Here is an 18,698-nt window from a genome sequence, read left to right on the forward strand (position 1 = left end):
ACGCCTCCTTCCTGTGAACGGGACATTCAGAGTTGCGCCGACAGGCGCTTGATCTCGCGGTTCAGCACGCGCTCGTTGTCCGAGTAGTCGATCGGCACGTCGATCACGTGCACGCCCGGCGACGAGAAGCACTCGCGCAGCAGCGGCTCGAGATCGTCGGCCGATTCGACGCGATGCCCGTGCGCGCCGTAGCTTTGCGCATACGCGACGAAATCGGGGTTCTGCAGCGTCATCGCGAAATCGGGGAAGTTCATGTTCTCCTGCTTCCAGCGGATCATCCCGAAGGCGTCGTCGCGCAGGATCATCACGACGAGGTCGAGCTTCAGCCGCACGGCGGTTTCGAGCTCCTGCGAATTCATCATGAAGCCGCCGTCGCCGCACACGGCGATCACCTTGCGCTGCGGATGCACGATCCTGGTCGCGATCGCGGACGGCAGCCCCGCGCCCATCGACGCCAGCGCGTTGTCGAGCAGCAGCGAGTTCGGCTCGTGCGCACGCCAGTAGCGCGCGAACCAGATCTTGTACATCCCGTTGTCGAGACAGACGATGCCGTCGGCCGGCAGCGCGTTGTACAGATCGTTGACGATGCGCACCGGGTACATCGGGAAGCGCGGATCGTGCTGGCCCTTCTCCAGATGGGCATCGAAATGCTCCTTGATCATCGCGAAGCGCGCGAAATCCCAGTGCGGCTGCGGCGCGAGCGCCTCCTTCATCTGCCACACCGCGTTCGCGATGTCGCCGACCACCTCGATCTGCGGGAAGTAGACCGGGTCGACCTGCGCGCCGAGGAAGTTCACGTGGATCACGGTCTTGTCGTCGGTACGCATGAAGAACGGCGGCTTCTCGATCACGTCGTGGCCGACGTTGATGATGCAGTCGGCATGCTCGATCGCGCGGTGCACGAAATCGCCATCGGACAGCGTCGCGTTGCCGAGCCACAGCGGGTGCGTCTCGTCGATCACGCCCTTGCCCATCTGCGTCGTGAAGAACGGGATGCCCGTCTTGTCGACGAATTCGAGCAGCATCTTGCAGGTGGTCTTGCGGTTGCCGCCCGCGCCGATCATCAGCAGCGGATGGCGCGCGGCCTGGATCGCGTCGACCGCATGCGCAACCGCCTTCTCCTCGGCCACCGGCCGCCGGCTGTAGCTGCGCGGGATCGGCTTGCCGTCGCCCTCTTCGTGCGCGATGTCTTCCGGCAGTTCGAGGTGCGCGGCGCCCGGGCGCTCCTCCTCCGCGCGGCGAAACGCCTCGCGCACGGCCGACGGGATGTTGCCGATCGACACGATCTGCCGCGTGAACTTCGTGAGCGGCTGCATCATGTCGACCACGTCGACGATCTGGAAGTGGCCCTGCTTGCTGGACTTGATCGGCTTCTGCCCGGTGATCATCAGCATCGGCATGCCGCCGAGCTGCGCGTACGCGGCGGCCGTCACGAAGTTGGTCGCACCCGGCCCGAGCGTCGCGAGACATACGCCGGTGCGGCCCGTCAGGCGGCCGTAGGTGGCGGCCATGAAGCCGGCCGCCTGCTCGTGCCGGGTCAGCACGAGCTTGATCTTCGATCGCCGCAGCGATTCGAGCAGATCGAGGTTTTCCTCGCCGGGAATGCCGAACACGTACTCGACGCCTTCGGCTTCCAGCGCCTTCACGAACAGATCCGATGCTTTCATGGGGGACTCTCGGTTGATGCCGCCTGCCCGGCTTACGGGCGCGCGACGTTCAGAACGCGCGCCGGCCTACGGCACGCGGACGCTTTACCTACTGGACACAAACCACGACACGGCACGCGCGCGGCAAGCACGCGCGGTCGACAAGGACGTTTTTGATTGTAGACGGATTCGCGCAATCCCGACTTCGACCGAATGGCCAGGGTCGGCCTGACGGCCAATTCGACGTCAAACGGCGCGCGCGGCCCTACTGTAGGGGCAACCGAATTCCATTCATCGAATCTGTGAACCATGGTTGACATACTGCGATCCATGCCATACAGTGCACCTACATTCAGTATCCGGACCACTGACGTCTTCGACGCGTGGTTTGCCGGCCTGCAGGATCGCGTCGCCCGGCGACGCATCCAGGCGCGCATCGACCGTCTGTCGATGGGCAATCCGGGCGACGGGAAATCCGCCGGCTCCCCCGTCGTCGAAATGCGCATCGATCACGGGCCCGGCTATCGCGTCTCCTACGTCAGGCGCGGAACGATATGGGTGATCCTGCTCTGCGGCGGCGACAAGTCAACGCAACAGGCGGACATCCGCGCCGCGCACGCGATGCTCGCGCGGCTCGACCTGGAGTGATCGATGGACAAGATCAAGACCCAGCCGTGGGATTCGGCCGAACACCTGAAAACCGACGACGACATGGCCGACTACTTCGAGGCCTGTCTGCAGGAAGGCGGCGACGACCCGGCCTTCATCGCGCATGCGCTCGGCGTGATCGCCCGTGCGCGCGGCATGTCGCAGGTCGCGCGCGACGCGGGCCTGTCGCGCGAAGGGCTGTACAAGGCGCTGTCGCACGACGGCAATCCGAGCTTCGGCACGATCCTGAAAGTGATCAGGGCGCTCGGCCTGCAACTGCACGGCGCGAAGGCGCAAGCGTGATTCGCCGGCGCGCGCAGGCGCGCCAGGTGCGCGATGGCCGCAATGGCCACGTCAATGCAGCCATCCGCCGGCCCAATGCGGCACCAGCGACACCAGGTACAACCCGAGCCCGATCAGCCCGCCGACCAGCGTGCCGTTGATGCGGATGTACTGCAGGTCCTTGCCGATGTTCAGCTCGATCTGCCGCGACATTTCACGCGCATCCCAGTTGCGCACCGTGTCGCGGATGTGGCGCATCAGGAAATCCGCGAAATCCGGCGCCATTTCGTGCACCGCCTTTTCGACATGCTCGTTCAGCGATGCGCGCAATGCCGGGCTCTCCGCCAGCCGCGCACCGAGCCAGCCGCCGAGCATCGCGGCCTGCCGGTGCAGCGCCGAATCGGGGCGCGCGAGATCGGCCTTCAGCCACACGCGCAACTGGTCCCACAAGTCGCGCACGTACTCATTGAACGCAGCGCCGTCGCGAATATAGCGCTTGATCTCCTCGCCCTTTTCGATGAACGCGGGATCGTGCTTCAACCGCTCGGTCAGCCGCACGACCGTCCGGTCGAAGCGCTGCCGCAGCTCGTGCTCGGGATCGGCCGCCACGCCTTCCAGCACGCGACTCACCGCGCTCGCGAGCATCCGCGCGCCGTTCTCGCCGAACCACTGCGTCGGCATGATCTTCTCGACCTTCGGGTACTGCGTCTTCAGCCATTCGACGATGAAGCCCGCGATCACCTCGCGGTTTTCCTCCTTGTCGAGCACGTCCACCACCTGTTCGATCGCATCGTCGAGCAGCGCCTGGTGGCGGCCGTCCTTCGTCAGCGTATCGAGGATCGCGCCGGCCGATTGCGACAGGTCGACCCGGTCGATCACCGCGCGAAACGCATCGTGGACGAACGACTGGATCCGCGCGTCGTCGGTCATGTCGAGCGCGAAACTCATCAGCTTCGTCACATAGCCGCCGAGCGCATCGGTATTCGCCGGCTCGCCGAGCCACGCGCCGAGTTTCTGCGCGGGATCGTGCTGGCGAATCTGTGCGGCGAGCGCGTCGGGGCCGAGGAACTTCTCGCGCACGAACACCGCGAGGTTGTCGGCGATCTTGTCCTTGTTCTTCGGGATGATCTCGGTATGGCGCGACACGAACGGGATCGGCACGCGGCGGAACAGCGCGACGACCGCGAACCAGTCGGCGAGTGCGCCGACCATCGCGGCTTCGGCCACGGCCTTGAAGCCGTCGACCCACGGGCCGCGCGGCAGCAGGATCGTCGCGACGAACACCGCGACGGCGGCCAGCAGCAGCCACAGCGCGCGGCGCTTGCTGCGTTTCAGTTCGAGGGCTTTGTCTGGCGTCATGGGCAACCGGTCGGGCGAACGATGCCGCTAATATGCACCGGTTGCGGTGCTGCCGACAAACATTGCGGCGCCCATCGCGCGAGCCGCACCCCGCCGGATCCGACCGGCGGATCGCGCACGGCGCCAGCCGGCATCGTCACCGCATGCCGGGCCGGACGACCGTGCCCCAGCTACATCAACGTCTTCAGGTTCACCGCCGGATCGGCGAGCCTCACCGGATCGGGCACCGCCCCCGCCGCGATCAGCCGGCGCGATGCGCCGATGTCGCGCCCCAGGTTCGCCGCGGCCACTGCCGCGATCCTGCCGTCGTCACCCAGCCCGAACACCGTGAACGGCCCGTTCGCCGGATCGCCGCGCACGACGATCGTGCGCTCGCTGCCGAACAGCCCGAGCATCTGCAGGTTGCAGTCGTACTGATCGGACCACAGCCACGGCAGCTCCGCATAAGCCTCGTCGGCGCCGAGCACGTTCGCGGCCGCGACGGCCGGCTGGTTCTCGGCCACCTGCCACGACTCGATCCGCACGTGGCGCCCGAGCAGCGGATTGAAGTGCATCGTCACCTCGCCCGCCGCGAAGATCGCGGGATCGATCGTGCGGCAGCCCGCGTCGGCGCGTATCCCGTTGTCGACCTCGAGCCCCGCCGCCTGCGCGAGTTCGACGTTGGGCACGACGCCGATGCCGACCACGATAATGTCGGCCGGCACGTCGCCACCGTCGGTCTCGACGATCGCGCCGCCACCCGGTGCGCGGCGGATCGCGCGCGGCAGCGTCGCCATCTGAAAAACCACGCCGCGTGCATCGTGCAACCGGCGCGCGTACGTGCCGACCACTTCCGGCAACGCACGCTGCAGCAGGCACGGGGCGGGATCGATCACCGTCACGTCGCAACCGAGCTGGCGCGCGGCGGCCGCGACTTCAAGCCCGATGAAACCGCCGCCGAGCACCGCCACGCGGCGGCCCGGCGAAAGCTGCGCGCGCAACGCACGCGCATCGGCGACCGTGCGGACGTAATGCGGCATGACGCCTTCGTCGATCGTGCCGCCGAACGTGCGCACCCGCGAGCCCGTCGCGAGCACGAGCCGCGCATAAGGCAGCGTCGTGCCGTCGTCGAGCCGCACGCGCTGCGCATCGCGCTCGATCGCGTCGACACGCGTGCCGAGCCGCAGCTCGATGCGCTGCGCGTCATACCACGCGGCATCGCGCACGAACGCACGCTGCTCGCCGCCGTCGCTCAGCAGCGCATCCTTGGACAGCGCGGGCCGGTCGTACGGCAGCTCGCGTTCCGCGCCGATCATCACGATGCGCGCCGCGGCGTCGCGCTCGCGCAGCGCTTCGGCCGTGCGTCGCGCCGCGTGGCCTGCGCCGACGATCACGAACGGATCAGCCGACATTGACTTCCACCTGCCCGTCGACGATCCGGATCGGATAGGTCCGCACCGGCTCCGTGATCGGCGCGCATTTCGGCGCGCCGGTGCGAATGTCGATCAGCCCCTGGTGCAGCGGGCATTCGACGCAGCCGTCTTCCACATAGCCTTCGGACAGCCGCGCGTGGCCGTGCGTGCAGAGGTCGTGCATCGCGAACAGTTCGTCGCCGATCCGGAACACGGCGATCGGCTTCTGGCCGGCGACGCGCGCCGCCGGTTCGTCTTCGGAGAATTCGTCGAAAGCGCCGAGCGGATGCCACTCGGCGAGCGTTGCTTCGGTCATGTCTGTTCCTTGCTTCCGTATCAGATCGGGGTGGCGAGCAGCGTCTGCACGCGCGACGTGTCGTAGATCACCCGCTTGGTCTTGTAGCGCAGCCCGTCCGGCGTGCGCACGACCGTGTCGTAGTACTTGCCGGCCTGGTACACGTTCGACTCGCCGTTGCTGCGCGTCTGCACGACGACGTAGTTGCTCTCGGTGTCGATCTCGCCGTCGCGTTCGGCGACGATCGTCAGGCCCGACGTCATGTGCCGGTACGTGTGTTCTTCGTAGATGTTCGCGTGCCGCAGCGACACCACGCGGTCGCGCAGCATCCGCTGGTTCGTGCAGTGGACGATCCCGACCGGCAGCCCGAGGTCGGCATTTTCCTTCGGCACGATTTCGTACGTGCAGTCCTCGGTAAACATCGTCGGCCATGCTTCGAGCCGGTTGTTGTCGAGGTGCCCGATATAGCGGTTCTGGAGCATGTAAATCTCGAACCACGTCTTCATGTCTTCCGTCAGGTTTTCCATCGTTCCGTGCTCCCGCTTCAATAGCCCATCAGCTTCTGATAACCGACCCAGAACTTGCGGATCAGGCTTTCGGTGATCACCGTGTCCTGCTGGTTCGGATTGCCGCGCGACATCTCGATCACCGACGTCGCGTCGCCGTCGCGCACCGTGCCGCGCTGCACGAGCTCGGTCGCCTCCGTGTCCTCCATCGAGATATAGCCGGCGGGCCCGACGAGGTTCGCCTGCTTGATGCGCAGCGCGCGCAGTTCGGGCGTATCGTCCGCGTAGCCGAAGAAGTGGAAGATCAGTTCGAAGTTATCCGGGCCTTTCGGCAGGATCTGGCGCGCGACCAGCGTGTTGTGGATCTGCTGGATCACGAGCTGCGGGAAGATCGGCTGGATATGGTTCGTGCAATCCTCGTCGTATTCCGACACGAGATCGAGAATCGATTCGTCTTCCAGATGGAAGCCTTCGTCGAACGAACGGATGTTCTGCTGCTTGTATGCGGCCGACGTATCGTCACCCGTCTTCGTCACCGTGATGATGCTGTGCAGCCCGTGATTCGCATCCGGAATCGAGCGCGCCTTCATCCCGACGCGGAAGATATTGAAGGTCGTATGGAACAGGTGCAGCATGCTCGCGTGATACGGGTCCTTCACGTTCTCCATGTACAGCTTCCAGTTCGACTTCGAATACTGGCGCGTGCAGCCGAGATACTCGATCGGCTTGTGGAAGATCCGGTCGATCCACGGGCGCATCTGCTCGCCGAGATAGTCGGGCAGCGGCGCAACCTCGTCGCTGAACGTCGCGAACACGAGCCCGCGATAGCTGTCGACGCGCAGCTTGCGCAGCCCGTGCTGCTTCGGGTCGAAGTCGGCCGGCATCCCGGTCATCCCCTTCTGGCCGCGCCGGAACGGCACGCCGAGCAGGTTGCCCGCGTTGTCGAAGCTCCACTGGTGATAGACGCACGTGTGCGAACTTGCGTTGCCGCGCGACTTGCGGCACACCTGCGCGCCGCGGTGCGCGCAGCGGTTCACCCACGCGGAAAGCGCGCCGTCCTCGGTGCGCGTGACGACCACCGGCGTATCGCCGACGAACGTGCTCTTGAAATCGCCGGCGTTCGGGATCTCCGCTTCCAGTGCGACGAAGTTCCACGTCGGGCCGCGGAAGATGCGCTCCTGCTCGCGATCGTAGACCGCGCGCGAGCTGAACACCTTGTACGGCACGCGCGAGCCGTCTTCGTGCGGAAAGGTCACGTCGGATGCGTCGTCGCGCGCGGCGAAAACGACGGGCGATTCTGTCTGCTCCATGTCGGACTCCTTGTCGATTCGTTTCGTTGAATGCATGGAGCCGATTTTTGAAAAGCTAATATTCCCCGTCTATCCGGAAAGTGCGATTGCGGCGGCGCAATATCCACTTTCGGCGGATTTCTGCGCTAGCATGGCAGCACACACGACCCGGCGCACGATCGCGACCCATTGATCGGATCGAAGCGCAGGCCGTCTACACCAAGGCTGATGCCCATGTCCCCAACGTCGTTCGAGCCGCTCGCGCTGCGCGCGCACCGGCTGTTCGAATCCCGCGATCTCGACGAGACGCGCGAGCGGATCTCGCGCGTGATGCAGCCGCATGCGCTGCTGCCGAACGGCCGCACGCATGGCGCGTCGCACATGGATTTCGTCAGGCTCGGCGGGCTCGGGATCGGCACGATCGCATTCGGCGATGCGATGCGCGTGCAGGTCGACGCGGTCGATGGCTACTACCTGCTGATGTTTTGCCTGTCGGGCCAGGCCGAGGTGCGCGCAATGGGGCGGCAACTCGGCGTCGACGGCCAGACCGGCGTGCTGTGCGCGCCCGGGGAGCCCTTCGACGCGATGCTGTCCGCCGATTGCGAGCAGTTCGTGCTGCGCATCGACGCGGCGACCGTCGGCTCACTGACGGGCGACCCGCGCGCCACGCTCGATCCGGTACTGCACGTCAGCGACGCTGCGCTCGCCGCGTGGCGCCAGCAACTGATGCTCGTCGCACGCTCGCCCGAACTGCTCGAACGCGCAAACGCGAACCCGCGCGTCGCGTCGCAGCTCGAGCACCTGCTGATCGACCTGCTGATCGATGGCCACCCGCCGTCCGTGCTGCAGGCATCGCACCGCGACCCGGCGCCGGGCTTCGTGCGGCGCGCGCAGGAGTTCGTGAACGCGCACTATGCGCTGCCGCTGCAGCTCGCCGATATCGTCCAGGCCGCCAACGTGCCGGAACGGACGCTGCGCGACGCGTTCCTGCAGTTCCGCGGGACGAGCCCGATGCAATACCTGCGCGCGACGCGGCTCGACCATGCGCGTGAGCTGCTGCGCGGTGCGACGTCCGCCCGCCGGATCGCCGATGTGGCACTCGATTGCGGGTTTACGCACCTCGGCCGGTTCGCGATCGCGTACCGGGAAAAGTTCGGCGAATCGCCGTCGGAGACGCTCGACGGGAAGCGCTAACGCAGCGTACGCTTGCGCGCCCGGCGGCTTGCACGGCCGGCCTCCGGTTTGCCCGGAACGCCCTGAGACCGCGATGCCCTCCCCGCATTTGCCTGCATGGGTCGAAACAGACCGTTAGTTGCGATTTGAAGCGGTAATGACGATCGTCACGCCGCCGGCACGATCATCTCCCGCGCAATTGCGCAAAACGCAGCCGTGGCGGCGCTTTCGCCGTGCAGCCGGCGGCTCATGATGATCGGCGACGTCGCGGCCGGCTCCGGCAACCGCCGGTAGACCACCCCCTTCACCCGCACGCCCTCCACGCTTTCCGGCACCAGCGACACCCCCACCTGCGCGGCCACGAGCCCGAGTGCCGTCTGCAGCTCGCGCACCTCGTGGACGGCCGCCGGCACCAGCGCGCCGTCGCGCAGCGCGGACAGCTGCTGATCGGCGAAGCTCGGCCGCGGCGTGCTCGGATAGACGATCAGCGTCTCGTTCGCGATATCCGCGAGCGTCAGCGGCCGGGCCGGATCGGCGAGCGGATGCCCGACCGGCAGCGCCGCGATCAGCTTTTCCTCGATCAGCGCCTCGCGCACCAGTTGGTCATCGTCGAAACGCAGCCGGCCGAAGCCCACGTCGATCCGCCCGCCCTTCAGCGCGCCGAGTTGTTCGAGCGTAAACATTTCGATCAGCGACAGCTCGACGTCCGGCTGCGCCTCGCGAAACGCGCGGATCACGTCCGGCAGCGCACCGTACAGCGTCGACGGCACGAAGCCGATCACGATCCGCTCCGACAGCTGCGCAAGCCGGCGCGTCAGCGGGCCGAGCTCGTCGGCCTGGTCGACGAGGCGCTTCGCCTGCGCATAGAACACGCGCCCCGCATCCGTCAGTTTCAGCGGCCGCGCGCCGCGCTCGAACAGCGGCAGCCCGATCTCGTCCTCGATCGCCTGGAGCTGGCGGCTGAGCGGCGGCTGCGTCATGTGCAACCGCTCGGCCGCCCGCGTGATGTTCATTTCCTCGGCGACGGCGATGAAGTAACGGAGCTGACGCAATTCCATTTCATGCCTCAAAGGTATGGAAGTAGTCGGAAAGAGTGTTGGACGACGCGGGGCGGGAATTCCTACCATGTGCACCAACAGGAGGAATCGCATGATAGCAACTGCCGCCACCATCGAACGCATCGAGACGCTCCTCGTCGACGTGCCGACGATCCGGCCCCACAAATTATCGGTCGCGACGATGAATTGCCAGACCCTCGTGCTAGTTCGTGTTCGATGCACGGACGGTATCGAAGGCGTCGGCGAAGCGACCACCATCGGCGGCCTCGCATACGGCGAGGAGAGCCCCGAAAGTATCAAGGTCAACATCGACACCTACTTCGCGCCGCTGCTTCAGGGCATGGACGCGACACGTCCGGGCGCCGCGATGGCGCGCGCCCGCAAGCTGTTCCAGGGCAACCGTTTCGCGAAATGCGCGGTCGAGACCGCGCTGTTCGACGCGCAGGCACGCCGCCTCGGCGTACCGCTGTCCGAGCTGTTTGGCGGCCGCCGAACCGATGCGGTGGACGTCGCATGGACGCTCGCGAGCGGCGACACGCAGCGCGACATCGCTGAAGCAGAAGCGATGCTCGACGCACGCCGCCATCGTGCGTTCAAGCTGAAGATCGGCTCGAACGCGGTGGCCGACGACGTCGCGCACGTGATCGCGATCAAGCGCGCGCTCGGCGAGCGCGGCGACGTGCGTGTCGACGTGAACCAGGCCTGGAGCGAAACCGACGCGATCTGGGCCGGCGCACGCCTTGCGGAAGCCGGCGTAAGCCTCGTCGAGCAGCCGATCGCCGCGACCAACCGCGCGGGGCTGAAGCGCCTCACGCAACTCGCGCAGGTGCCGATCATGGCCGACGAGGCGCTGCACGGCCCCGTCGATGCGTTCGCGCTCGCGCAGGACCGCGCGGCCGACGTGTTCGCGGTGAAGATCGCGCAATCGGGCGGCCTGCAGGGCGCGGCGAGCGTTGCGTCGATCGCGGCGGCGGCCGGTATCGAACTGTACGGCGGCACGATGCTGGAGGGTGCGGCCGGCACGATGGCGTCCGCGCAACTGTTCAGCACGTTCGACTCGCTGAAATGGGGCACCGAGCTGTTCGGCCCGCTGCTGCTCACCGAGGAAATCCTCGTCGAGCCGCTGCGCTACGAGGATTTCAAGCTGCACCTGCCGGCTGCGCCCGGCCTCGGCATCACCTTCGACTGGGCCCGCATCGAACGGATGCGACGCGACGCCCGCTGATCCCCACACGACTACCGAAACCGGAGACACAGATGAACAAGCAAGCCATCGACGCACTGCTGAAGACCTTCGACGACGCCGCCGAGAAGCCGGGCAACCCGCGCGTGCGCGCGATCGTCAACCGGATCGTGAAGGACATCTGCTACACGATCGAGGACTTCGACGTGCAGCCGAGCGAATTCTGGACGGCGCTCAACTACCTGAACGAAGCCGGCAAGGAACTCGGCCTGATCGCCGCCGGTCTCGGCCTCGAGCACTTCCTCGACGTGCGGATGGACGAAGCCGAAGCGAAGGCCGGCATCCAGGGCGGCACGCCGCGCACGATCGAAGGGCCGCTGTATGTGGCGGGCGCACCGGAATCGCTGGGGCATGCACGACTCGACGATGGCACCGACCCGGGCCAGACGCTCGTCATGCGCGGCCAGGTGCTCGGCCACGACGGTGCGCCGGTCGCGAACGCACTGGTCGAGGTATGGCACGCGAATCATCTCGGCAACTACTCGTACTTCGATCCGTCGCAGCCCGCGTTCAATCTGCGCCGTTCGATCCGCACCGACGCCGAAGGCCGCTACAGCTTCCGCAGCGTGCTGCCGGTCGGCTACAGCGTGCCGCCGGGCGGCAAGACCGAACAACTGCTCGACCAGCTCGGCCGCCACGGCCATCGTCCGGCACACATTCACTTCTTCGTTTCGGCGGACGGTTATCGTAAGCTGACGACGCAGATCAACATCGATGGCGATCCGCATCTGTGGGACGACTTCGCATTCGCGACGCGCGAAGGGCTGATCCCGGCAGTGAAGCAGGCCGAAGGCGCGGAAGGCAAGCCATATGGCGTCGACGGGCAGTTCGCGCTGATCGACTTCGATTTCTCGCTGCTCAAGGAAAAGCAGGACGTGCCGGGAAGCGAAGTCGAGCGAGCCCGCGCGCAGGCGTGAGCGGCCTTCCGATTCGACGAACCGATAACGCAAGGAGTGCAGGATGCTGTTTCATGTGGAAATGACCGTCCGTCTGCCGACCGACATGGATCCGGTCAAGGCGGCCACGCTGAAGGCGGAAGAAAAGGCGATGTGCCAGCGGCTGATGAACGAAGGAACCTGGCGGCATCTGTGGCGGATTGCCGGGCAGTATGCGAACGTCAGTATTTTCGATGTCGAAAGCGTGCAGCAGTTGCATGACCTGCTGAGCCAGCTGCCGTTGTTTCCGTATATGGAGATGGAAGTGCGGGCGCTGTGCCGGCATCCTTCTTCGATCCGCGAAGACGATCGCTAAGCAAGCGGTCAAGCGCTGACAAGACGGGCGGCCTGCGATTGCCTCGCGGGCCGCCCGTTTCATTTTGTCATCCGCCGCAGTGGATCGGGGTGCCGCGCGGCCTACTTCTGCTTCGGCGCATCCATCTTGTCGGCGACTTCGTCGCCATATACCTTCGCGACGCGTCGCGCGACGATCGCCTGCATCAGCGTCTTGTCGAAATCGTCGGCGGTTTTCCAGCCGCTGCCATCCTTGACGAACGTGAAATCGCCCTTCAACTGCAACATCGACGGCGCGCCGATCGCGCCGAGCAGCCGGTCGCGATAATCGATCAGCAACGGACACGACACATGATCGCCGTCGATCTGCTTGCAGTCGGCGGCAGGCATGACGCCGAGCACGCTGCTCGTCAGCGTCGCCGGCTCGTCGTCGCCGTGCATCGGCTTGCCGTAGCTCGGCGAGCGCGCCGACACATCCTTGTCGAGCTGCGCGATGCCCGCCATGAAAGCCGAGCTGATGACTTCGCGGCCGAGCGGTGCGCCGAGCTTCGGATCGAGGCCCTGCGCACTGTAGCGAACCATCACGTATTCGGGCGGAAACATCTGCACGACAAAGGCGCTCTTGTCCTTGTCGTCGTGCCGGACCACATAGCCGATCGTCGCGTGCTCGTCGGCGATACTCACGTCCACCAGGCAGCCGCGCGCGCGATTGGCCTCGTCGTAGCCGACTTCGCGGGGGTTGCTGACGTGCGGAAACGACTTGCTGCCCTGCTCGAGCATCTGCATCGGGTTCTTGCGCATCATGTCCCTGCGCGCGTCGAACAACAGCGAATTCAACGCCTTGACGGTGCTCGAAGCGCCGCACGCGGGCGCCGATGCGGGCCACAACAGGTAGGCGCCCACCGCGAGCGCGGCAGCCAGGCCGCCGAAGCCGATCAGCATCTGCCTCTTCTTTTGCTCGCGCTGCATCGATGCGACCGTTTCGTTCCGACGCTGTTCGAACCGGGGCGGATCGATCTCCTCCAGCACCGTCATCAGAACGATTTTCGCGTTGCCGCTCGCGTAGCGGCCGTCCAGCAGGTCATGCGTGGCTTTCGCCTCGGCTTCCGCTGTCGTGTAGCCCTCGGCGATCAGCCAGTCGAGCATTTTGCGCGCGGAATCGGTATCGGGAAGCTCGGCCGGTGCGTCCCTCAGACGCTGGGTGACGCGCGCCGCCTGCTCCTCCGTCAGATAGCCGCCGGCTTCGAGTTCGATCAGCAGGACGGCGCGGTTGTCATCGATCGGTTCTGCCTGGCCCGGTTGTTCGGAAGTCATCGTTGTTGTTCTCCGTCGAGACCGATTCGCTGCGCAGGCCGTGCTGGCCTATTGTGCAGACGAATCGTGTCGGTCACCGGAAACTACTTCATTTGGCCAAACGTGTCGATATGCTCGTGACCTGCTTGCGCGCGTCCGCGCCGTCAGATTCCTCGTTCGTTGCCCCCATCACGACTACGCTCCACCGGCTATTGACTGGTGCGCTCTCCACCAATCTGGTTCCCCGCCAGCCCGCTCGTCGACAGTTCGAGCCGGAGCGGCTTGTCGGCATTGAGCTTCTTCGCCTCGATGACACGCTTCCAGTCGCCACCGCGATCCGGAACACGATAGAAAGCGACGATCGCAACGTACCGGGTATCGGCGCGCATCGGCTGGGACAAACTTGCCGACGCCCCTGGGCTCACGACGGTCGACATGTCTGCCTGCAGATCCTGAGCGAGCACAGTTCGATCGTTCTTCAACAGATCGTCATACGGTGCTGCATCGAACAACTTGCGATCCTTCAACTGGTAGATGCGAACGGCAACCGATGTAGCCCGCCCCGCGTCGTCCGGGTTCAATGCGGCGCGTGCATTGAGGTCGACATTGAGCACCTTCACTTGCTTGAAAAACACGGCGCGGTAGGCACTAGACGACGCATCCGACACGGACTGCCAGGCACCACACCCCGACAGCAGCAATACGGCGGCTGCGGTGGCCGCACTTACTCGATAGAACATGGAAACTCCGGAATCAGGTTGCGTGCGGCGCGAAATGCGGGTTGGGTTGCGGCGCGGGAAACGCCTCGTACACACCGAGCGCGATATCGATCAGGCGTTCATCGACTGAAGGCAACACTGTCGTCCAGCCGAGACGCGGCGCGGGATCGGCGCGTTCGACGCCGACGGTCGGATGTGGCACGAACCGTGTCGACACTTTCATCCGCACATGCACGTCAGCCTTGATGCCGACATACAGCTGGATAAATGCCATCACCTCTCGATGCAGCCACGCACCCGGTAACAGATCCTGGGCCTGCTTCGCGTCAACTGGCCGCAACGTCAAGCGCACCGCCCGGCTGCGATACGCAAGCCGCCTGCCGAGCACATAACCGCCACCAAGCCCTTTGCGCTGCCCGTTCGACAACACGCCGGCATCCGGCTTCGTCGACGTCAACGGTGTCGGTCGACCAGTACTCGTCGTCACCGCCCAAAACTCGTCGACACGAACATCGGCTCCCGGTGCGGCAAGCGCCACCACACCGGCCAGCCCTTCCGACGTGCGCGTACGCTGAATCAACAGCCCCAGCAACGCAAGCATCCGCGAGTCCGGCAAGCCCGCCCGCGAAGGCTTGTCACCCCACCCGAATCCCGCCAGACACAACAGGCTTTGCGAATATTCGTCGACACCGCCGGCCCGGAAGCGCTCCGGATAACGATACTTTTTCCAAGCGCGATAAAGCAGCGTCGCCATCCGGTGATTGAACGGATCGAGAAAAGCCTCGACCGCCTCATGCCCCTCCTCCCGCAACACGATCTCGTCGATCATGTGCGACGGCATGGCCGCATCGACGCCATAGAGACCCATGAAGGTCGTGCGCACGGTCGGCGACGCATCGAGGTGCGCGTCGTCGAACTCCACTTCGGCCACCTCGCCCGCCGGAAAACCTAACCGGGGACGCGGCCGGAACCGCACCGGCTCATGCTCCGGCGTATCACGTGTACCGAGGCCGGGGCGTTCGGGCGCACATGCCTCCAGCAGACGACAAAACTGCATGAATGTCATCTTCGGCGCCCGCTCGAACAACTTCACTGCCACTGCCGGCCGGCTTTTCGGCTCACCGGCTTCAGCACTCATCCGGTCGATCGAAAGACTCATAGCGGCGCCCGCTGAGCCTTGCTGCGCGGCCACTCCGTCCGCGAGCGGGACGGCAGGCTGACGATCGCCAGCTTCGTGAACAGATTGATCTCCGCATAGGCGCCGAAGAACCGGTGCAACAGTTCGCCGAACAGCATCACGTCGCCCTCACCGGAGAATGCATGTGCATCGAGCGTGACTTCAATGAGCACGCCGCGCTCGACCGCCCCGCCCGACACCTCCTCGATCATTTCCTGCGACACATGCAGGATGCCGGCGAGCCGCCGCCGGTTCAGTTCCTCGTGCGTCCAGTCGTATAGCGCCAACGCACCGCGCAACACCTCCGCGTTCATCATCGACAGGAAATTCGGCGCGAGATGCGACAGCACGCGCCACTGGAAGCGATCTTCTGTCGGCGGATACAGCGGCAACGTCGGCGACACGAGATTGCGCACGCTTGCAACGTTCGGCGTGCTGGCCGCCAGCTCGTCGAGGCTCGCTTCGCGCAGCCCCTTGCGCGGCAGCAACCCGTTCGTGCCCGTCACACGCAGCGACAGGCTTTCCTCAGGCAGCGTATCCATCGTCTCCCACGCATGCCCGCCGAGCACCACCCACATTTCGTGCAGCCCCGATACGCCCGAACGCACGCGTGTGTGGAAATAGCGCTCCGGCGCTTCGTGCCGCAGCATGCCGCCGCGGTGCCGGAACGTCGCGAACGGCACGTATTCGTATCGCTCGGCCGAGTCGTGATCGAACGTCGCGATTGCGTCGACCGAATACGTCTCGACATGCTCGCCCTGATGGCCGGCCGGTACCACGCGATATTCGGTTTCGTGGTGGTCGATTTCGATCGGCTCGGCATCCAGTTCGAACAGGTTGATGACCGGCGAACAGAACAACCGAACGTTCTCCGCGTTGAAACGGTGGTCAGACGGATACGCGTCCTTCAGGAGGATCTCCAGCTCGAAGCGAGTCGATTTTTCGGGAAGCGTCGATATATCGAGCCCGCACAGATCGACGAACAGGAATTTCTCGCGGAACGTGAAGTATTCGAGCAGCAGTTGATATCCCGAGAACGCCGCATCGGCCTTGGGCCAGAGCCGCTCTTCCATCGAAAAACCGGCCGGCTCGATCGTCACGCCGGCGAGCGGCACCGGTTCGCCGTCACGCACTTCCGGAACGCGCCAGTCAATCGCATCGACCTGACGCGTCAGCGCAAGATGCATCGCGAATGCGGTCGGCAGATCCGCGTTCAGATGCAACCGCAGCCGCGACAGGTCCGTTTCGCTGCGCAGCGCCGATCCTTGCAGCAAAAAGCCGAGGCGGATCACCGAGCGACCGTCGTGACGTACGGCAGGCCCTGCATGCGTGATCGACACCGGCTGCAGCGCCACGGCCTGCGTCGTCCGGTACAGACATTGCACCGTGCGCGGCGTCACGCCTTCTGTCCCACCCGGCGACGGCACATTGATGGGCGCGGACCGCACGGGCACCCCGGCCGGCACGACTTCGGTTTTCTGCAGCTTCTCCGCGAACGGCGTCAGCTCGACGATCGACAGCGACGGAATCATCCGCAGATAGTGCGGCCACAGCAGGCTGACGAGCCCTTCGGTCAGCTCGGGCAATTCGTCGTCGAGTTTCTGCCGGAGCCGGCCCGTCAGGAAGGCAAAACCCTCGAAAAGACGTTCGACGTACGGATCGCGATCGCCGACGCGGTCCAGATTGAGCAGGCGCGCCCGGTCGGGGTGTGCCTTCGCGAATTCCTTGCCGGACTCGCGCAGGTAACGCATTTCCGCTTCGTAGTAGCGCAGGATGGGATCGTTGTTGTCCATGGGAATCCGTTACGAAAGGGTCAATGCGCGTGCGGGATCGAGTACCGCGAGTTCCGCATGCAGCTCGCCGATGCGGCGGGCGAGTGCCGGCTTGTCGGCATCCTTGCGGCTGCTCATCGCTTTCAATGCCTTGACCAGTTGATGCTTGACCTCGAACGTCAGCGCCGGCTCCCAGCGCATCAGCGGCAGTGAGCGGGACGTTCCGTCGAGTTCGGCGAGCAGTGCGAACGCCGCATCGTGACGGCCGGCATGATCGGCCAACCGGGCCATCACGAACCGCTGCAAGTAGCGATGTCGATCGGTTTTCATGCCGGGCAGCCCTTCGAGCCACGCGAAAGCCGCCTCGATACCCTCACGGGTAGCCAGTTCGCGAGCCTGGACTTCGATCTCCGGCCAGTCGCCGGTTGAATCGCTTTCGCTATCCGCCGAGACCGGCAATGACGCAATCGTCTCGCCCGCTTCCAGGTCGCGTACGACCGCATGGCGAGCAATCCATTCGAGTGTCGTGTCGTCGGCAAATGGCGTACCGTCGTTGAACGCCAGCCGTTCGATACCCGGCAATCGTTCGAGAAACAGCGCGAAGTCGGCGCGCAGCAATTCCCGCCACGCGCTGTACGGCGTACCGGCGTGATCGAGCGCCACATGCTGGAAGTACTGAAGATCGAACCATAGGTGATTCACGCCTTCCATGAACGCACCTTCCACACGCTCCAGCAACTCGTGCCAATGCTTCTGCAGCACAAGACGTTTCATCTGCTGGCGCAACTCCGCACGTGGCGGTGCCAGACGCGTGTGCGACGCCGTATCTGCGGGCGGAACGTCGTGCAAGGTATCCCACCGGACGCTTCTTACGACGCGCACCGACGGCAAGTAGCCATTTTCCTGATCGCGAAGCCATGCCGACATCGCGCGCGCTTGATCGAGCAGGTCACGTGTGGACGCAATCGAGCCCGCAGACGTTTTGCCCGGCGCAGTCGCTGCCGGCATCGCCATGCCGGAATCGACGCCGCGCGCCGGCGCCTCCTTTTTCTCGAAGCGAGAAACGAGCGGCTGCAAATTTGGACGAGCCGCATCGGGCCACGCGGCCGTATGCATCACGAGCACGTCGAGCGCGGCCAACGTGCGTTCGAGATCGACCGGCACGAAGTCGCCACGACTCTCCAGCGTTTCGAGCACGCGCGCAGTCGCCAGCATTTCAAGCGCGGCCTTCTTGGCTTCGTGACGGACGGGCAAAGCCTCTTCGCCATACCGGTCGACGAGCGCAGCGGCCAGCTCAAGTCCGTCGGCAAACCCGGCCGTGCCGTCCTGCCGCAGGCGTGCGAACGCGTAGTAGCCGGCGAGCCGCAAATCCTTGCCGGTCTCCTTGAGCAGGTGTTCGCATGCGCGAATGATCAACCCGTCATCGATTCCCGACAGCTTGCCGGCTTCGTCCTTCAGTTCGAAGAACGCGTCTTCGTAGCCGGGATCGCGTCCGTATGCATGCTCACCCGGTATCGGTGCAACCCATCTGGCCCAGGTATCCGTCCGTGCCCGCTGGAGCGAATCGATACGGGGACCGCCGACGAGTGTCTTCACAAAATTGGCAAGCGTCATGGCA

The 18,698-nt window shown here is 65.2% G+C and carries 18 protein-coding genes; 6 read left to right on the forward strand and 12 right to left on the reverse strand.

Annotated features, from left to right (window positions below):
* Positions 1-26: 26 nt before the first annotated feature.
* A complete protein-coding gene (locus B7G54_RS20200) occupies positions 27-1,667 on the reverse strand; it encodes an acetolactate synthase large subunit (RefSeq protein WP_085040683.1) in 1,641 nt (546 codons plus the stop codon).
* A gap of 309 nt (positions 1,668-1,976) precedes the next feature.
* Between B7G54_RS20200 and B7G54_RS20205 the strand changes: the two genes are divergently transcribed.
* Positions 1,977-2,294: a type II toxin-antitoxin system RelE/ParE family toxin gene (locus tag B7G54_RS20205; RefSeq protein WP_106408999.1), complete on the forward strand. Its 318-nt coding sequence runs from the start codon at positions 1,977-1,979 to the stop codon at positions 2,292-2,294.
* 3 nt (positions 2,295-2,297) lie between these two features.
* Complete coding sequence (locus B7G54_RS20210; protein ID WP_085040685.1) at positions 2,298-2,597, forward strand: addiction module antidote protein; 300 nt, start codon at positions 2,298-2,300, stop codon at positions 2,595-2,597.
* A gap of 51 nt (positions 2,598-2,648) precedes the next feature.
* On the opposite strand, the gene B7G54_RS20215 is transcribed toward B7G54_RS20210, so the two are convergent.
* From B7G54_RS20215 to andAc, 5 genes are all read right to left on the reverse strand, one after another.
* Positions 2,649-3,935: a DUF445 domain-containing protein gene (locus B7G54_RS20215; RefSeq protein ID WP_085040686.1), complete on the reverse strand. Its 1,287-nt coding sequence runs from the start codon at positions 3,933-3,935 to the stop codon at positions 2,649-2,651.
* 170 nt (positions 3,936-4,105) lie between these two features.
* Complete coding sequence (gene andAa, locus B7G54_RS20220) at positions 4,106-5,326, reverse strand: anthranilate 1,2-dioxygenase system ferredoxin--NAD(+) reductase (RefSeq protein ID WP_085040687.1); 1,221 nt, start codon at positions 5,324-5,326, stop codon at positions 4,106-4,108.
* Positions 5,316-5,642: an anthranilate 1,2-dioxygenase ferredoxin subunit AndAb gene (gene andAb / locus B7G54_RS20225; RefSeq protein ID WP_006479527.1), complete on the reverse strand. Its 327-nt coding sequence runs from the start codon at positions 5,640-5,642 to the stop codon at positions 5,316-5,318. The genes andAa and andAb overlap by 11 nt, the downstream gene beginning before the upstream one ends.
* Positions 5,643-5,662: 20 nt before the next feature.
* Complete coding sequence (gene andAd / locus B7G54_RS20230) at positions 5,663-6,148, reverse strand: anthranilate 1,2-dioxygenase small subunit AndAd (RefSeq protein ID WP_059521536.1); 486 nt, start codon at positions 6,146-6,148, stop codon at positions 5,663-5,665.
* A gap of 17 nt (positions 6,149-6,165) precedes the next feature.
* A complete protein-coding gene (andAc, locus tag B7G54_RS20235; protein WP_085040688.1) occupies positions 6,166-7,437 on the reverse strand; it encodes an anthranilate 1,2-dioxygenase large subunit AndAc in 1,272 nt (423 codons plus the stop codon).
* Between the two features lie 213 nt (positions 7,438-7,650).
* On the opposite strand from andAc, the gene andR reads away from it, so the two are divergent.
* On the forward strand, positions 7,651-8,610 hold the full coding sequence (gene andR, locus B7G54_RS20240) for an anthranilate 1,2-dioxygenase regulatory protein AndR (protein ID WP_085040689.1): 960 nt from the start codon (positions 7,651-7,653) through the stop codon (positions 8,608-8,610).
* Between the two features lie 146 nt (positions 8,611-8,756).
* On the opposite strand, the gene B7G54_RS20245 is transcribed toward andR, so the two are convergent.
* Positions 8,757-9,647: a LysR family transcriptional regulator gene (locus B7G54_RS20245; protein WP_071332981.1), complete on the reverse strand. Its 891-nt coding sequence runs from the start codon at positions 9,645-9,647 to the stop codon at positions 8,757-8,759.
* A 91-nt stretch (positions 9,648-9,738) separates the two neighbouring features.
* On the opposite strand from B7G54_RS20245, the gene B7G54_RS20250 reads away from it, so the two are divergent.
* From B7G54_RS20250 to catC, 3 genes are read left to right on the forward strand one after another with little or no spacing between them, the layout of a single operon-like run.
* Complete coding sequence (locus B7G54_RS20250; protein ID WP_085040690.1) at positions 9,739-10,872, forward strand: muconate/chloromuconate family cycloisomerase; 1,134 nt, start codon at positions 9,739-9,741, stop codon at positions 10,870-10,872.
* 32 nt (positions 10,873-10,904) lie between these two features.
* A complete protein-coding gene (catA, locus tag B7G54_RS20255) occupies positions 10,905-11,807 on the forward strand; it encodes a catechol 1,2-dioxygenase (protein ID WP_085040691.1) in 903 nt (300 codons plus the stop codon).
* 43 nt (positions 11,808-11,850) lie between these two features.
* Positions 11,851-12,141 (forward strand): muconolactone Delta-isomerase, encoded by a 291-nt coding sequence (catC, locus tag B7G54_RS20260; RefSeq protein WP_085040692.1) that lies wholly within the window; start codon positions 11,851-11,853, stop codon positions 12,139-12,141.
* 101 nt (positions 12,142-12,242) lie between these two features.
* Here catC and B7G54_RS20265 read toward each other — a convergent pair whose 3' ends face one another.
* From B7G54_RS20265 to tssA, 5 genes are all read right to left on the reverse strand, one after another.
* On the reverse strand, positions 12,243-13,433 hold the full coding sequence (locus B7G54_RS20265; RefSeq protein WP_085040693.1) for a hypothetical protein: 1,191 nt from the start codon (positions 13,431-13,433) through the stop codon (positions 12,243-12,245).
* Between the two features lie 188 nt (positions 13,434-13,621).
* Positions 13,622-14,152: a type VI secretion system lipoprotein TssJ gene (gene tssJ, locus B7G54_RS20270; RefSeq protein ID WP_085040694.1), complete on the reverse strand. Its 531-nt coding sequence runs from the start codon at positions 14,150-14,152 to the stop codon at positions 13,622-13,624.
* A 13-nt stretch (positions 14,153-14,165) separates the two neighbouring features.
* Complete coding sequence (gene tssG / locus B7G54_RS20275) at positions 14,166-15,290, reverse strand: type VI secretion system baseplate subunit TssG (RefSeq protein ID WP_425266508.1); 1,125 nt, start codon at positions 15,288-15,290, stop codon at positions 14,166-14,168.
* A complete protein-coding gene (gene tssF / locus B7G54_RS20280; RefSeq protein WP_085040696.1) occupies positions 15,287-17,101 on the reverse strand; it encodes a type VI secretion system baseplate subunit TssF in 1,815 nt (604 codons plus the stop codon). Before tssF ends, tssG begins: the two co-directional genes overlap by 4 nt.
* A gap of 9 nt (positions 17,102-17,110) precedes the next feature.
* Entirely contained in the window at positions 17,111-18,694 is a 1,584-nt protein-coding gene (gene tssA / locus B7G54_RS20285; RefSeq protein ID WP_085040697.1) for a type VI secretion system protein TssA, read from the reverse strand.
* Positions 18,695-18,698 lie beyond the last annotated feature (4 nt).

Source organism: Burkholderia puraquae (assembly GCF_002099195.1).
GTDB classification, from domain to species: domain Bacteria; phylum Pseudomonadota; class Gammaproteobacteria; order Burkholderiales; family Burkholderiaceae; genus Burkholderia; species Burkholderia puraquae.

What these genes read in the sequence shown, in the direction of transcription:
- B7G54_RS20250 (WP_085040690.1), top strand. Translation starts at nt 9,739, where the DNA reads ATGATAGCAACTGCCGCCACCATCGAACGCATCGAGACGCTCCTCGTC.
- andR (WP_085040689.1), top strand. Translation starts at nt 7,651, where the DNA reads ATGTCCCCAACGTCGTTCGAGCCGCTCGCGCTGCGCGCGCACCGGCTG.
- B7G54_RS20215 (WP_085040686.1), bottom strand. Translation starts at nt 3,935, where the DNA reads ATGACGCCAGACAAAGCCCTCGAACTGAAACGCAGCAAGCGCCGCGCG.
- andAb (WP_006479527.1), bottom strand. Translation starts at nt 5,642, where the DNA reads ATGACCGAAGCAACGCTCGCCGAGTGGCATCCGCTCGGCGCTTTCGAC.
- tssA (WP_085040697.1), bottom strand. Translation starts at nt 18,694, where the DNA reads ATGACGCTTGCCAATTTTGTGAAGACACTCGTCGGCGGTCCCCGTATC.
- B7G54_RS20210 (WP_085040685.1), top strand. Translation starts at nt 2,298, where the DNA reads ATGGACAAGATCAAGACCCAGCCGTGGGATTCGGCCGAACACCTGAAA.
- catA (WP_085040691.1), top strand. Translation starts at nt 10,905, where the DNA reads ATGAACAAGCAAGCCATCGACGCACTGCTGAAGACCTTCGACGACGCC.
- andAa (WP_085040687.1), bottom strand. Translation starts at nt 5,326, where the DNA reads ATGTCGGCTGATCCGTTCGTGATCGTCGGCGCAGGCCACGCGGCGCGA.
- tssG (WP_425266508.1), bottom strand. Translation starts at nt 15,290, where the DNA reads ATGAGTCTTTCGATCGACCGGATGAGTGCTGAAGCCGGTGAGCCGAAA.
- B7G54_RS20265 (WP_085040693.1), bottom strand. Translation starts at nt 13,433, where the DNA reads ATGACTTCCGAACAACCGGGCCAGGCAGAACCGATCGATGACAACCGC.
- catC (WP_085040692.1), top strand. Translation starts at nt 11,851, where the DNA reads ATGCTGTTTCATGTGGAAATGACCGTCCGTCTGCCGACCGACATGGAT.
- tssJ (WP_085040694.1), bottom strand. Translation starts at nt 14,152, where the DNA reads ATGTTCTATCGAGTAAGTGCGGCCACCGCAGCCGCCGTATTGCTGCTG.
- andAd (WP_059521536.1), bottom strand. Translation starts at nt 6,148, where the DNA reads ATGGAAAACCTGACGGAAGACATGAAGACGTGGTTCGAGATTTACATG.
- B7G54_RS20200 (WP_085040683.1), bottom strand. Translation starts at nt 1,667, where the DNA reads ATGAAAGCATCGGATCTGTTCGTGAAGGCGCTGGAAGCCGAAGGCGTC.
- B7G54_RS20245 (WP_071332981.1), bottom strand. Translation starts at nt 9,647, where the DNA reads ATGGAATTGCGTCAGCTCCGTTACTTCATCGCCGTCGCCGAGGAAATG.
- tssF (WP_085040696.1), bottom strand. Translation starts at nt 17,101, where the DNA reads ATGGACAACAACGATCCCATCCTGCGCTACTACGAAGCGGAAATGCGT.
- B7G54_RS20205 (WP_106408999.1), top strand. Translation starts at nt 1,977, where the DNA reads ATGCCATACAGTGCACCTACATTCAGTATCCGGACCACTGACGTCTTC.
- andAc (WP_085040688.1), bottom strand. Translation starts at nt 7,437, where the DNA reads ATGGAGCAGACAGAATCGCCCGTCGTTTTCGCCGCGCGCGACGACGCA.